12 protein-coding genes are annotated in these 14,179 nt (G+C 72.6%); 6 read left to right on the plus strand and 6 right to left on the minus strand.

The genetic code is table 11. The features are described from left to right. Nucleotides 1-36: 36 nt before the first annotated feature. From HHX37_RS13085 to HHX37_RS13095, 3 genes are read right to left on the minus strand one after another with little or no spacing between them, the layout of a single operon-like run. Complete coding sequence (locus tag HHX37_RS13085; protein ID WP_182876942.1) at nucleotides 37-1,224, minus strand: DUF4350 domain-containing protein; 1,188 nt, start codon at nucleotides 1,222-1,224, stop codon at nucleotides 37-39. Further along, on the minus strand, nucleotides 1,221-1,877 hold the full coding sequence (locus HHX37_RS13090) for a DUF4129 domain-containing protein (RefSeq protein ID WP_310740352.1): 657 nt from the start codon (nucleotides 1,875-1,877) through the stop codon (nucleotides 1,221-1,223). Before HHX37_RS13090 ends, HHX37_RS13085 begins: the two co-directional genes overlap by 4 nt. Continuing rightward, entirely contained in the window at nucleotides 1,874-3,382 is a 1,509-nt protein-coding gene (locus tag HHX37_RS13095) for a glycerophosphoryl diester phosphodiesterase membrane domain-containing protein (RefSeq protein ID WP_182885543.1), read from the minus strand. Before HHX37_RS13095 ends, HHX37_RS13090 begins: the two co-directional genes overlap by 4 nt. A 371-nt stretch (nucleotides 3,383-3,753) precedes the next feature. Here HHX37_RS13095 and mtrA point away from each other — a divergent pair, with 371 nt between their 5' ends. From mtrA to HHX37_RS13125, 6 genes are all read left to right on the plus strand, one after another. Next, the gene (mtrA, locus tag HHX37_RS13100; RefSeq protein WP_117410294.1) at nucleotides 3,754-4,431 is read left to right on the plus strand and encodes an MtrAB system response regulator MtrA; all 678 of its coding nucleotides are present in this window, start codon (nucleotides 3,754-3,756) and stop codon (nucleotides 4,429-4,431) included. 15 nt (nucleotides 4,432-4,446) lie between these two features. After that, the gene (gene mtrB, locus HHX37_RS13105) at nucleotides 4,447-6,198 is read left to right on the plus strand and encodes an MtrAB system histidine kinase MtrB (protein WP_117410295.1); all 1,752 of its coding nucleotides are present in this window, start codon (nucleotides 4,447-4,449) and stop codon (nucleotides 6,196-6,198) included. Then, nucleotides 6,188-7,960, plus strand: a complete 1,773-nt coding sequence (locus tag HHX37_RS13110) for an LpqB family beta-propeller domain-containing protein (RefSeq protein WP_182876941.1) — start codon at nucleotides 6,188-6,190, stop codon at nucleotides 7,958-7,960. The genes mtrB and HHX37_RS13110 overlap by 11 nt, the downstream gene beginning before the upstream one ends. A 46-nt stretch (nucleotides 7,961-8,006) precedes the next feature. Further along, a complete protein-coding gene (locus tag HHX37_RS13115; RefSeq protein WP_182885544.1) occupies nucleotides 8,007-8,891 on the plus strand; it encodes a ComF family protein in 885 nt (294 codons plus the stop codon). Between the two features lie 526 nt (nucleotides 8,892-9,417). Continuing rightward, nucleotides 9,418-10,104 (plus strand): ribosome hibernation-promoting factor, HPF/YfiA family, encoded by a 687-nt coding sequence (hpf, locus tag HHX37_RS13120; RefSeq protein ID WP_111701574.1) that lies wholly within the window; start codon nucleotides 9,418-9,420, stop codon nucleotides 10,102-10,104. A 189-nt stretch (nucleotides 10,105-10,293) separates the two neighbouring features. After that, nucleotides 10,294-10,998 carry a response regulator gene (locus HHX37_RS13125; protein ID WP_111701573.1) on the plus strand — a complete coding sequence of 235 codons (705 nt, stop codon included), beginning with the start codon at nucleotides 10,294-10,296 and terminating at the stop codon, nucleotides 10,996-10,998. A 13-nt stretch (nucleotides 10,999-11,011) separates the two neighbouring features. On the opposite strand, the gene HHX37_RS36610 is transcribed toward HHX37_RS13125, so the two are convergent. The 3 genes from HHX37_RS36610 to HHX37_RS13140 all read right to left on the minus strand — a co-directional run bounded on the left by HHX37_RS36610 (nucleotide 11,012) and on the right by HHX37_RS13140 (nucleotide 14,067). Beyond that, the gene (locus tag HHX37_RS36610; protein ID WP_182885545.1) at nucleotides 11,012-12,121 is read right to left on the minus strand and encodes a pentapeptide repeat-containing protein; all 1,110 of its coding nucleotides are present in this window, start codon (nucleotides 12,119-12,121) and stop codon (nucleotides 11,012-11,014) included. A 373-nt stretch (nucleotides 12,122-12,494) separates the two neighbouring features. Further along, nucleotides 12,495-13,700 carry a winged helix-turn-helix domain-containing protein gene (locus tag HHX37_RS13135; protein WP_182885546.1) on the minus strand — a complete coding sequence of 402 codons (1,206 nt, stop codon included), beginning with the start codon at nucleotides 13,698-13,700 and terminating at the stop codon, nucleotides 12,495-12,497. Between the two features lie 94 nt (nucleotides 13,701-13,794). Then, nucleotides 13,795-14,067 (minus strand): HGxxPAAW family protein, encoded by a 273-nt coding sequence (locus tag HHX37_RS13140; protein ID WP_117410367.1) that lies wholly within the window; start codon nucleotides 14,065-14,067, stop codon nucleotides 13,795-13,797. Between the last annotated feature and the right edge of the window lie 112 nt (nucleotides 14,068-14,179).

Genomic DNA, 14,179 nt, shown 5'->3' on the forward strand with positions numbered 1-14,179 from the left:
ACGACGCCGAGGGGGCGGCGCCCGGTCCGGGGGTGGTCACGAGTCTCGAACCTGCCTTTCCAGTGTGTCCAGATGGGCGGCGAGGGCCACCAGCGCGGCGTCGTCGGCCGGTTCGGGGCCGCACAGCAGCGCCCGTACCGGTCCCGGGTCCTGCCCGGTACGCGCCGCCGCGGCGTCGGCGACCTCCTCGGCCGTCGCCGTACGCGGCACGCCCAGGAGAGGAGCGAGCCGGTCGGCGGTGGCGGCCCGCAGGGCGAGGGCGGCGCGGTCCCTGGCCCGGCGCGACCGGTAGAGCAGGCCCCGCCCCTCCACGGTCTCCGAGGCCCGTACGACCACGGGGAGGCGCTCGGTCACGACCGGGCCGAGGCGGCGCCCCCGCCACAGGGCGGTCACGGCCACCGCGACGACGAGCTGGAAGACCGCCCAGTTGACGCCGCCTGGGATGAGATCGCCGAGCGACCTGGCCGGTTCGCCGTCCGCCCCTGTGGCGCCGTCTCCGCCGTCGGCGGCGTCGGCGGGATCGTCGGGCCAGGTGAGCCAGACGAGCTTCGGCCGCGCGCCGGCCAGGTTCAGCGCGAGCGCCGCGTTGCCGTCGTCCGCGAGCCGCAGGTTGGTCAGGAACGACGCGTCGCCCAGCGCGGTCACGGTGTGGCCGTCCTCGGTGTAACGGACCAGCGTGTGGCCGTCGCCCGCCGGATAGCAGCCCGTGGACCCGGACGGGCCGGAGAAGGAGAGTCCGCCGGTGTAGACGTCGCCGGCCCGCACGGCCTCCCGCAGCGCGCACCGGGGCGGCCGGGAGCGGGTGCGCTCGACGCCCTTCCTGTGCAGGCCCGCGGCGAGCACGTCGAGGTAGGACGCGTGCCCGGCGATGAGCCGGTCGCCGGGCGCCTCGGCCAGCCGGACGGCGTCGTCGTGGTCGCCGAGCATGCTCGCCTCGGTGACCAGCAGCAGGGTTTCCGGCCCCGCGGCGGCCACCGCCGCGCCCGGCGTCTCCACCCGGACGACCTCCACCCCGTGCGCCTCCAGCAGCCGGGCGAGGGCGGCGCTCCCGCCGAGCGAGGTGTCGGCCGGGTCCAGGAGCCGCCCGGGGGGCCGGTCAGGCGCGAGCAACGCGGGCAGAGCCGCCGCGCCCAGCACGAGCAGCACCACCAGCGAGATCCAGGCCGCCTCCCGCCCCCGGCCCCGCCGCGCCCCGGTCGTGGTCCCGGTTGTGGGCGCGGTCATGCCGTCACGCCCGTGCGGGCCGAGCGCAGGCGTTCGTCCAGGGCGGCGAGCGTCAGGTACCCCTCACGGGTGCCGTCTGCCTCGCCGTACGTGACGTCGTCGAACAGGCGTGCCGCCGCCCGCAGGTCCGCCGCGTGGGACGGCAGCGCCTGCCCGGCGGCCTCGGCGAGCTCCATCGCCGTACGGCCCGGCAGGGGGGCGACGACGGCGCGTTCCTCCAGGTCGCGGGCGACGGCGCGTAACCGCTCCCGGATGGCCCCGGCCCAGTCCTCCGCCGCCGCCAGGCGTTCGGCCTCCGACCTGTGCTCGGCGGCCGTCCGCTCGCTCCGCCCGAACACGGCTCCCGGCTCCGTCCTCGCGGAGCCGGAGAAGCGGCGCAGGGCCCACAGGAGCAGCACGGCGAGGACGACCAGGACGACGACGATCACGACGAGCGACAGCGCGCCGCCCGTGCCCGTGCCGTCGCCGCTCATCAGGTCACCGATGAACTGGGAGAACTCCCGCCGCAACCGGTCGAACAGCGGCTCGTGCTGGTAGCCCGCCCTCGACAGCTCGCGTGCCGCCTCGTCCGCGGCCTGGTCGCGGCCGATGTCGACGGGCGACGAGAAGGAGGCGAGCGACGACGCGAGCGGCGCGAGCAGTACCGCCGTCACGCCTGGGGTCCGTACGGCGGGGTTCCGTAGTAGGGCGAGGCTCCGGGCGGGGTCCCGTAAGGCGGAGAGCCGGGGCCGGGAGCCGGTCCCGTCGCGGCCGCGTGACTCGGGTGCCACAGGTCGTCGACGCCGGTGTGGACCCAGCCCTGCGACTGGTTCTGCGCGGCCGCCGTCTGCAGCACGAGGTCGAACGCCTCGGCCCGCATCCGCCTGTCCGCGTAGAGGAGCCCCGCCACGCCCGCCTGGAAGGGATAGGTGATCATGGAGGCGACGACGCTGCCCGCGGCCAGGAGGATCGTGGTGAGCACCGTGGCGGCGACCGTGCCGCCGCCGAACATCCCGAGCAGGGAACCGCCGATCGTGAACGGGACTCCCAGCACGCTGGAGGCGATGCCCACGAGCACGGCCGTGAGCACCAGGATGCCGAACACCCGCCAGCTGCCGCCCCTCACCAGCCGCCACGATCGGGCCATCGCGTCGGTGACCCCGCGGCCCTCCAGCACGACCGCGGGGGCAGCCAGCGAGAAGCGGGTGTAGAAGAAGGCGGCGTACGGGATGTAGGCCAGGACGAACAGCAGGCTGACGGCCACGAAGGCGCCCGCCGTCGCGTCGCCCAGCCCCAAAGCCACGAGCAGTGCGGCGAGTACGAGCACCGGCGCCATGAGGATGAGAGCCTGTAGCAGCGCCAGCCCCAGCAGGGCGAGCACCCGCGACCGCGCGAGCTGCCACGCCTCGCCCACCGTGATCCGGCCGCCGAAGACGGCGCGGCCGAGCACCCGGGTGAGGATGCCCGTGAGGATCGTGGTGCCCAGGAACGTCATGACATAGGTGATGATCGCGCCGATGTACTGCGCGGCCAGGCCGACGACCGGGAGCGCGGGCGAGGCGGCCGTCTCGTAGGAGCCGGAGCCGTAGCCGTCCAGCGCCGTCCCGAACATGCCGAGGCCGACCGCCTGGCCGAGCGCGCCGGGGATCGCGGTGACGGCCGCGACGATCGCCGACAGGCCGAGCGTGGCCTTCGGGTTCGAGCGGATCAGCTTGATCGTGCCGTCGAAGATGTCGCCGAGCGTCAGCGGGCGCAGCGGGATGATCCCCGGCCGCGGCGCGTCGGGCGGCCGGTGTCCGTATGGACCTTGCGCATAGGGGCCCTGGCCGTAGGGGCCCTGGCCGTAGGGACCGGACCCGTAGTGCGGCCCGCCCGCCTGCGGGCCCTGACCGTACGGTCCGTACTGGCCGTAGCCGGGCTGACCATACTGTCCGGGCTGGCCGTACGGGCCGGAAGAGCCGGGCTGGCCATACTGCTCATGGGACATGGGCTGGCCGTACGGGCCGGGTTGCGGGCCGGGTTGCGGGCCGGGTTGCGGGCCGGCCGGGCCTTCCCGGCCGCCGGGGGCGGCCCAGGACTCGCCCGTCCCGCCGGTCCCGGCGGCTCCGCCGTACGGCGGAGGTTGCTCGGCCGCCCAGCCGGAGGGCACGTCGGGGGAGGAGCCGGGGCCGTCTGTCATGTCCCAATCCTGGCATGATGTACGTGCGTGTGCCGCGCGATCACCAAGTGCCGCGACCGCCGGGTTGTCCGGCGGAGACGGGCAGGTGGTGCACCGGCGTCCCCTCGCGGGCGGAAGCGAGCCCCGGCAGGGGATGGCCGAAACCGGGGTGCGGGAGCACACTTGGAACGTGACCGCACCACGGGATTCCCCCCGGTGTGACCGCATCTGGTCAGATAATCGCGCGCTTGGTGTACTGCGCCTAAACTCCATCCCGCCTAAACTCCAACCTCTGTCATGGTCGTGTAACACCCGAGTGGCGGCCACCGGTAGCCTGCGGGGGTACCTGTGACAAACGCCCAAATCTCCCAAACGCGTACGAATGAGGGGCCATGAAAGGTCGCGTGCTGGTCGTCGACGACGACGCCGCTCTCGCCGAGATGCTCGGCATCGTCTTGCGCGGGGAGGGTTTCGAACCGTCGTTCGTGTCCGACGGCGACAAGGCACTCGACGCCTTCCGGGACACCCGGCCGGACCTCGTCCTGCTCGACCTGATGCTCCCCGGCGCCGACGGCATCGACGTCTGCCGCCGCATCCGCGCCGAGTCCGGGGTCCCCATCGTCATGCTGACGGCCAAGAGCGACACCATCGACGTGGTCCTCGGCCTGGAGTCCGGCGCCGACGACTACATCGTCAAGCCGTTCAAGCCCAAGGAACTCGTCGCCCGGGTGCGCGCCCGCCTGCGCCGCACCGACGAGCCCACCCCCGAGATCCTCCAGATCGGCGACATCACGATCGACGTGGCCGGTCACTCGGTCAAGCGTGGCGAGGAGACCATCAACCTCACGCCGCTGGAGTTCGACCTGCTGGTCGCGCTGGCGCGCAAGCCCCGTCAGGTCTTCACCCGCGAGGTGCTGCTGGAGCAGGTCTGGGGCTACCGGCACGCCGCCGACACCCGCCTGGTGAACGTGCACGTCCAGCGCCTCCGCGCGAAGATCGAGAAGGACCCGGAGCGCCCGGAGATCGTCGTCACGGTGCGCGGGGTGGGTTACAAGGCCGGCCCCGCGTAGGCGCCCGCTCCGACCATGCCGGTACCCGCGAGAAAGTCCCGCCGCCGGACCCCTGGCCAGATCGCCCGTGGGGTCCGCAGACGCGCGCGCCGTCTCGCGGGCCGGCTGCGGGGCGTCTGGCGGCGCTCGCTCCAGCTCCGCGTCGTCACCAGCACGCTGGTGCTGTCGATGGCCGTCGTGGTCGTCCTCGGCGTGTTCCTGATGCAGTCGATCTACGCGTCGGTGCACAACGCCAGCGAGGTGTCCGCGGTCGCGGAGTCGCAGGCCAACAACGCCACCGCGAGCGGTTACCTGAGCCGGCTCTCCGACATCGGCGACGGCGGGCAGGACGGTTCGGCGCCCGGCCCGGTGGGCGATCCCGTCGACACGGCGGCCCAGGCGCTGGCGGACCGCTCCGGCGGTCGCTACGACGTCGTGATCTACAACACGAGCATGGTCGGGCAGGGCAGGGTCTCCAGCCAGATCGACCCGTCGAGCATCCCCGCCTCCCTCAGGGCGGACGTCAGGAACAGCGACGAGGACCACCCTCTGTGGCACCAGACCGTGACGGTGCGCTACATCGGCGCGAAGCAGCCCGGGCCCGCGCTGGTGGTCGGCGCCATGGTCAACGGGAGCTACGAGATCTACCACGTCTTCCCGCTGGGCGACGAGGAGAAGACGCTCCAGGCGGTCCAGCGGATGCTGATCGGCGCGGGCGCCGCGCTCGTGCTGCTGCTCGCGGGCGTCGCCTCGCTCGTCACCCGCCAGGTGGTCATCCCCGTACGGCTCGCGCGCCAGGCGGCGGAACGGCTGGCGGCCGGCCGCCTGGAGGAGCGGCTCAAGGTGCGCGGTGAGGACGACCTCGCCCGGCTGGCCACCTCGTTCAACGAGATGGCCTCCAACCTGGCGCTCAAGATCCACCAGCTGGAGGAGCTCTCCCAGGTGCAGCGCCAGTTCGTCTCCGACGTCTCGCACGAGCTGCGCACGCCGCTGACGACCGTCCGCATGGCCGCCGACCTGCTGTACGAGGGCCGCGAGGACTTCGACCCCTCGTCGGCGCGGGCGGCCGAGCTGATGCAGAACCAGCTCGAACGGTTCGAGTCCATGCTCGCCGACCTGCTGGAGATCAGCCGCTACGACGCGGGGGCCGCGACCCTCGACCTGGACCCCGTCGACATGCGCGACGTGGTGCTGCGCGCGGTGGGCGACTCCGAGACGCTGGCCGAACGGCAGGCCACCCGGTTCGAGCTGCGCCTGCCCAACGAGCCGTGCATGGCCGAGGTGGACAGCCGCAGGGTCGAGCGCATCCTGCGCAACCTGCTGTTCAACGCCATCGAGCACGGCGAGGGCCGGGACGTCGTCGTCACCCTCGGAGCCGACCGCGACGCCGTGGCCGTGGCCGTACGCGACCACGGGGTCGGCCTGAAGCCGGGCGAGGAGAACCTGGTCTTCGACCGCTTCTGGCGGGCCGATCCCTCACGTGCCCGCACCATCGGCGGCACGGGCCTCGGGCTGGCGATCTCGCGGGAGGACGCGATGCTGCACGGCGGCTGGCTCCAGGCGTGGGGCGCGGCCGGTGAGGGCAGCCAGTTCCGCCTGTCGCTGCCGCGCGTCGCGGGGACGCCGCTGCGCGGATCGCCGCTCCCGCTGGTCCCGCCGGAGGTGGAGATGCGGCGCACCTGGCGCAGCCACGCCACGCCGGTCCTCACCCCCGCCGTCGGGGCGATCTCCGAGGCCGGGCCCCGCGTACGGGAGAGCGCCGAGGCGGGCGGTTTCGATGCGGACTGAGCGGCGCGCCGCGGTGACCCGCCGCCTCGCGGCGTTCGCGGGCGTGGTTCTCGTGCTGGCCGGCGGCGGGACGGCCTGCGCCACCGTGCCGACGAGCGGAGGCCCCCGGGTCGCCCAGGAGGACAAGAGCAAGGACACGCTCAGCGAGCCGTACGTGCGGATCATCGCGGAGCCGCCGAAGCCGGGCGCGCCGCCCGACGACATCGTCAAGGGCTTCCAGGCCGCCATGGCCTCCTTCGACGACGCCGAGTTGCGGGTCGCCAAGCAGTACCTCACCCCGGGCGCGTCCCAGCGCTGGAACCCGAGGCGGCAGACCCGCGTCTACGAGGGCAAGATCGAGCCGGACCGTACGCAGGACCTCGAACACGCCACCCGGACGACGGTGACGCTGAAGGGGACGAAGGTCGCCACGATCGACTCCGAGGGCAGGTACACCCCCGCGACCGGCGCTCTGGTCGAGCCCTTCACCCTGGTCAAGGTGGGCGCCGAGTGGCGGATCGACATCCCGCCGGACGCCCGCCTGCTGTCGAGCGACGACGTGCGGCGGGCCTACCGGCGGGTGGACCTCTACTATCCCCCGGCCACCCCGGCGACGGGGCTGGTGGCCGACCGGGTGTGGGTGCCCATCGAGCCCAGCAGAGGGGTGCCAGAGACACGGGTCCGCCGGCTGCTCGCCGGACCGACCTCGTCGATCGCGAGCGCGGTGCGCAGCGCCTTCCCCGCCGGCACCGATCTCAACCGGATCTCCGTCGAGGGCGACACCGTCGTGGTCGACTTCACCTCGCAGGTGGACGCGGTGCCGTCCGACCGCCTCGACGCGCTGAAGGCGCAGCTCGTCTGGACGCTCGGCGACCTGGTCACCGGCCGCACGGTGGAGATCCGCGTCAACGGCGGCGGTTCCGGCGTCCGGTTCCGGCCCGCCGACTACGACGCCTACGACCCGAACGTGCTGACCGGTTCGCCGCAGGCCTACTACATGCAGGGCGGCAGGCTGCTGCAGTACAAGGAGAAGGGCGCCGGCACCCCCGTGCCGGGCGCGGCGGGCGAGCAGCCCGGGAAGTTCACCGAGCCGGCCGTCCTGACCCAGTATCCGGTCCTGGTGGCGGCCCTGGTCAACGGTGACGGCGTCTACGTCGCGCCGATGACCGCGGGCAGCGCGTGGCAGCGGTGGATCGCCGGCAAGAACATGAGCCCGCCCTCCTGGGACCGGTACGGCGCCGTCTGGTCGGCCGAGAAGGTGAGTGCGCACGAGAGCCGGGTCTGGACGGCGGTCGCCGGCCAGCCCCGCAGGGTGGAGATCTCCGAGGAACTGTCGTACGGGCGCATCATCAAGCTGCGGGTCTCCCGCGACGGGGCCAGGGTCGCCGCCATCCTCGACGACGGGCTCGGCACCTCCGTGCGGATCGGCACGATTCTCCGTCTCGGCGAGCAGGTGCGGATCGACGACGTGCGGACGCTCATCGACTCCCGCGACGACCAGCAGATCGAGGACATCGCCTGGCGGGACGCCACCGATCTGCTCGTGCTGTCCAAGGTCAAGAGCGGCCAGGAGCTGACGCCGTGGTCGGTGATGGAGGGCAGGACGGACCCGGACGCCGGGCCGATCAAGCTGGATTCGAAGATCGACTCGATCGCCGCCGCCCCCGACCACGTCATCGCCGGAGCCGACGAGGGCCAGGTGATCAGTTACAGCACCGACAAGCAGGCTTGGAACCAGCTCGCCAAGGACGGCGCCACCACTCCCGTCTATCCCCTCGGCTGACCGGCCCGTCCGCCGGAATGTCGGTGGCGGGCGGGATGCTGGGCGCGTGGTGCCGGCGCTGCTCGATCTGATCCTCCCGCCCCGCTGCGCCGGATGCGGCGTGTGGGGCGCGGTGGCCTGCCCTTCCTGCCTGGTGAAGCTGCTCGGGGAGCCGGCTCCGCGGCCGCCGGACCCGGCGCCTCCCGGGCTGCCGGACTGCTGGTCGGCCACCGCCTACGAGGGCGCGGCCCGCCGGATGATCCTCGCCTGCAAGGAACGCGGCCGTACGGCTCTCGTGCCGGCCCTGGCCGCCTGCGTGGCGACCTGCGTCGCCGCCTGGCAGACCGAAGCCGAGGCGGAGGGGGAGCGCGCGGCGCGCCCGGCAGGCGCGGCCCTGTCCGGCGCGGCCCTGTCCGGCGCGGGTCTGTCCGGTGGTGGCCGGGGCGGGGACGGGGCAGGCGGGGATCGGGCAGGTGAGGGGGAGGCGGCCGTGACGTGGCTGGTGCCGGTGCCGAGCGCCCGGGCCGCCGTCCGCCGCCGGGGTCACGACCCGGTGCGCGCCGTCGCGACGGCCGCCGTCCGCGAGCTGCGCGGGCTGGGCCGCGCCGCCGTGCTCGCGCCGCTGCTGCGGCAGCGCAGACGGGTGGCCGACCAGGCGGGCCTGGGCTCGCTGGAGCGGGCCGCCAACCTCTCCGGAGCCTTCGAGGTCGGGCATCGCGCCCTGGGGGCGCTGAGGCCGCCTCACAGCGGCACAGGGCGTGCTGTGGGGTTCCGGGTCGTCCTGGTGGACGACGTCGTCACGACCGGGGCGACGCTGGCGGAGGCGGCGCGGGCGCTGCGCGCGGCGGGCGTCACGCCGTCCGCGGCGGTGACGATCGCGGCCACCCCCAGGCGCGTCCCGTACGTCGCGACACGCCGGAAGCACCACATTCGCGATAATCACGGATGGTAAATCCTGAGGCAGGATCGCTCCTCGCCGCCGCGTAGGTGGACGAGACGGCGGATTCGGCGACCCACCTGCTCCAGAGAGGTGTGGACCCCGGATCGGCGGGGATTCCAGGAATATGACCGCGAGTTTTACAAGGGTGAGACGGCAACCCGGATCACGCAAAGTGATCGTCCGGCTCTCCTCTTGGCTGACATTCCTGTCGGCAGCGACTAGCGTTCAGACATGGCACCCGTCCGGGTCCGTGGTTGCGCCGGGCCGACTCCCTCGTGGGGTCCGGCCTGGCAAGCCGATGCCAGCCGCAGGCGAAACGGCCCACGTAAGGCGACTCTTGGTCGACCGATCACGGTGCGGCTTAGAGGTAAGTCCTGCCCTCCCGGGGGTCCAGATGTCCCCCGCAAGAGGAGAAGGGCAGTAGTGGCGACTGAGCCGCGAACCCCTCAGCAGGCGGATGTGGGGACGAAGACCAGGTCGGCCGGACGGGTGCTCCGTAAGCCGTGCACCGCAGTCGATGTGCGAAGGGAGGCTTTGCGTGGAAATCATCGTCAAGGGACGGCACACCACAGTGAGTGACCGTTTCCGTGATCATGTGACGTCCAAGCTGGCCAGAATCCAACGACTGGACAACAAGCTCATCCAGGCCGATGTGGAGGTCTCCAAGGAGTCCAACCACCGGCAGAGCGGGCAACGCGAACGGGTGGAGCTCACCATCCACTCACGTGGCCCCGTCATCCGCGCCGAGGCGTGTGCGGACGACCGCTTCTCGGCGCTGGACATCGCCATCGGCAAGCTCGAAGAGCGGCTGAGGCGGCTCGCCGACCGCCGCAAGATCCACCACGGGAAGAACTGCCCGCCCTCGACGGCCGAGCTCACGGCGGTGATGGAGGACGCGCAGGGGGTGGTCCGCACCACCCGGGAGGAGCCCGGGCCGGTCGCGGAGGTCCAGGCGGTCCAGGCGGTCGCCGAGTGGGAGCCGGAGCCGGAGCGGGTCGAGGATTCCGGGCCCATCGTGCCCATCGAGATGGACGGCGACGGACCGCTGATCGTACGCGAGAAGTTCCACAAGGCCGACCCCATGACGATCGACCAGGCGCTCCTGGAAATGGAGCTGGTGGGTCACGACTTCTACCTCTTCCGTGACAAGGAGGGGGGCCTGCCCAGCGTCGTCTACCGGCGGCGCGGCTACGACTACGGGCTCCTCAGGCTCGTCGAGCCCTGACACAGGTCGTCGCGCGGTCCCCGGCCGCTCCGGCCGGCGGGGCCGCGGTGCCCCGGCCCGGACGGACGCGGGCCGGGGCGCCGTGCGATCCCCTGTCGAGGGCCGGGCCGGCGCGACGAAGATCCCTAACACTCCGGAACCCGTGTAATGATGGCGATCCAGCGTCCTTGGCCCCCGCAAGGAGGTTCCGTGTCCCGACCCGACGAGGCGGCTCGAGCAGCCGGTAGAAGCGAGCCGATCCGTGTCCTGATCGTCGACGATCACGCACTGATCCGCCGCAGCCTGGAGCTCGCGCTGGCCGCGGAGGCGGACATCGAGGTGGTGGGCGAGGCGAGCGACGGCCAGGAGGCGGTGGAGCTCGCCGACCGGCTGATGCCGGACGTGGCGCTGATGGACGTCCGGATGCCGAAGCTGGACGGCATCGGAGCGACCCGGAAGATCAAGGAATCGGTGCCGAGCACCCGGATCATCATGCTGACGGTCAGCGACGAGGAGGAGGACCTCTTCGAGGCGATCAAGGCGGGTGCGACCGGCTATCTGCTCAAGGACGTCCAGATCGACGAGGTGCCCGACGCGGTGCGCGGGGTGCACGAGGGGCAGTCGCTGATCAACCCGGCCATGGCGGCCAAGCTGATCACCGAGTTCGCGAACATGAGCCGCAAGGAGGCCGAGCGGCCCCCGCAGCTTCCCGTTCCCCGCCTGACCGAGCGCGAGATGGAGGTCCTCCGCCTCGTGGCGAAGGGCATGAACAACCGCGAGATCGCCAAGGACCTGTTCATCTCCGAGAACACCGTGAAGAACCACGTGCGCAACATCCTGGAGAAGCTCCAGCTCCACTCGCGCATGGAGGCCGTGGTCTACGCCGTGCGCGAGCGCCTGCTGGAGATCACCTGAGCCTCGGCCGCGGTCAGAACCGTGTCGTGGCATCGACGACGGCCACGGTCCGAATCTCCTTCTCGGTCATCCCTCGCACGAACCTCAGGTCCGCGCCACGCAGGTCGGCGCCACGCAGGTGCGCGCCGGTCAGCCGCACCTTGGTCAGGTCCGCCTCGCGCAGATCCGCGCCGAACAGGTACGTGCCGCGCAGATCCGCGTCGCTCAGGTCCACGCCACTCAGGTACGTGCCGCGCAGATCCGCGCCATGCAGGTCCGCGCCGCTCAGGTACGCCTGGACGAGCGCGCCGCGCAGGTCCGCGTCGCGCAGGTAGGCGTCGCTCAGGTACGCGCCGCGCAGGTTGGCGTTGCTCAGGTTCGCGTTGCGCAGGTACGCGCCGCTCAGGTAGGTGCGAGGGAAACGGACCTGGGAGAAGTCGGTGGTGCCATCGCCCGTGGAGGGAGGGATGCCGTCGCTGCGTCCGGCGGCCAAGGCGGGGGCGATGGTCAGTGCCGCGAGCACGTCCGCCCCGGGCCTCGTGATCGGGATCTTGGCGAGGGCGGAGAGGGTTTTCGCGGTGCACTGCTCAGGTGGTCTGCCCTTGCGGTCCTGTGGAGTGCAGGTGTCGTGGCCCCGGACGTAGGCGGCCAGGACGTTGCGGATGGTTTCGCGGTCGCGGGGGGAGTCGACCGTAAGGCGCTGCAGGGCGTAGATGCCGCCCAGGCGCACGTCCTGCTTGGATGAGCCGAGCTGTTCGACGGCCTTGGTGTAGCGGTCGGTGATCTGCCCCTGCTCCGCGGTCAGCTGGGCCTGGCGGGAGGTCTTCAGGGACTCGGCGGTGTACCGCAGGCCTTGAACGGTGAAGACCACGCCGCCGATGACGACCAGGCCGGTGGCGGCCTGGATCAGGGTGCTGCGGGCGGCGTTGACGGCCTCCACGCGCTCGACGACGCTCATCTGCCGGCGTTCGGCGGGCGTCAACGGGGCGGTCTCGCCGGCCAGGCGGCGGGCCAGCGGGCCGATCATGAATGCGATCCCCAAGCTGGCCGTGCCCGCCAAGGCCAGGCCGACAAGGGTCCAGCGCGCCCAGTTCGGACCCTGCAGCACCAAGGCCGCGGCGGAGCAGGCGCCGATCACGGCCATGGTCAGCAGCAGCCCCGAGGTAATTGCCGCCGAGGAGGTGCCGGGGCATCCTCTGCGGGACCCGATGTGCTCTCCGGCGCTGCCGCCGACGGCGGCCCGGTGAGAGCTACCGGGAGTGCGGGACGGGAGTGGCGGCGTGCGCGGACGGCCACAGTCGCGCCGATGACCGCGGCCACGGCGATGACCGCGCGCGGCGGCACTCGGGAAGATCGGGACATGCCCCTATTGCACCGCTTGGGCAGGCAGTGCGCCGGAGAATCCGGCGGGCGGCCGCCAGGTGGATTCGGGCATGGCTCCAGGAGGCGAGGTCCTGCCGCATGAGCCGGTACTCGCCGGCACCGACCTCGGTCACTGTGGCCGGGCGGCAGGCCGCTCAGCGCGGGTCGCGGGCCACGGCGGCGCGCAGTGGGGCCTCGAGTTCGGGCGTGCCGACGCGCTCCACCCGCACGCCGGTGCAGCCGACCCAGCTGGCGGCCTCCCACAGGGCGTCGCTCATCGCCTCCACGTCGCGGGCCCGTGCGCCCGGCTCGAAGCCGACCTGGCGGGCGACCAGGGTGGCGCCCTCGCGGGCCGGGTCGACCCGGCCGATGATCCGGCCGCCCGCGAGCACCGGCATCGCGAAGTAGCCGTGGACCCGCTTGTCCCTCGGCACGTAGGCCTCCAACCGGTGGTTGAGGCCGAAGACGCGCTCGGCCCGCGCCCGCTCCCAGATCAGCGAGTCGAACGGCGACAGCGGCGTCGTGCGGTGCCGCCCGCGCGGCTCGCCGTCCAGCGCCGCGGGGTCGGCCCAGGCGTTGGGCCCATCCGCGCCCGCGCCGCGCCGGGCGGGCCAGCCCGACACCCGTACGGGCACGAGACCGGCCGCCCCACTGAGCAGGGCCTCGTCGAGCAGGGCGGCGTGCGCGCCCCTGACGCGGGTGAAGTCGGTGAGGTCGGCCCGGGTGGCCACGCCCAGCGCGCGCCCGGCGATGCCGGTCAGCCGGGTCACGCACTCGGCGTCCGACAGGTCCAGGCCGAGCAGCTCCGCCGGGATCGCGCGCTCGGCGAGCTCGTAGACCCGCCGCCAGCCCACACGGCGGGTGCAGACGACCTCGCCGATGTCGAGCAGCCACTCAATGGCGATCTTGGTGTCCGACCAGTCCCACCAGGGGCCACCATTCTTGGCGCCGCCGATGTCGGCGGTGGTCAGCGGGCCGTCGGAGCGCACCTGCTCCAGCACCTTGTCCACCACGGGCGGCACCTCGTGCCACCGGAACCGCCGCTCCCGGAACGCGCGGCGGCGGAAGTCGTACAGCGGCCACTGCTCGATGGGCAGGACGCAGGCGGCGTGGCACCAGTACTCGAAGGCACGGGCGGGGGCGTCCCAGTAGGCGCGCTCGACCGCGTCCCGGCCGACCGCGCCGAGCCTCGCGTACGCGACGAGCTCGTGGGAGCGGGCGAGGACGGAGATGGTGTCGAGCTGGACGGCGCCGACGCGCCGCAGCATGGCGGGAACCCCGCCGGCGCGCGCGGCGGCGCCGAGGAGGCCCTGGGCCCGGAGGATGATCCTGCGGGCCTCGTCGGCGGTCAGGTCGGTCACAGGAGGAGATGGTAGACGCGGTGACCGACAAAACGCCTACGGCGGTTCGGGGCCGGGCGGGCCGCTGAAAGCTTCAGCGGCCTCATCGCCGGCTTCAGGAGCCGATGGACCGGTGCTCGAACGGGGAGTGGTGCTCCTGCACGTTGATCTCCCGGGGCGCGTCCACGATCACGTCCGAGAAGATGTCGAACGCGAGGGCGAGCAGCCCGCCCACGGCGCAGACGCCCGCGCCGATCCACACGAAGAGCCAGTTCGGGCCGAGGGTCAGCGCCACGCCCCCGATCGTGAAGCCGATGAGGATGATGCTGACGGCGAGCCATGATTTGGCGCTTCCCGCGTGGCTGCCCTGGTGTCCGCTCTGTGCCATACCCCGTTTTCTACCTGATGGGCCGGGCGGTCGGGACATCGGGGGAACCCTCTGGGCGGTTTTCTCCTTATGAGATAGGGGATTGTTGCGCGGCGCTCCGTCGTTTGAGGGT

It is taken from the genome of Microbispora sp. H10885 (genome assembly GCF_014161415.1).
Lineage (GTDB): Bacteria > Actinomycetota > Actinomycetes > Streptosporangiales > Streptosporangiaceae > Microbispora > Microbispora triticiradicis.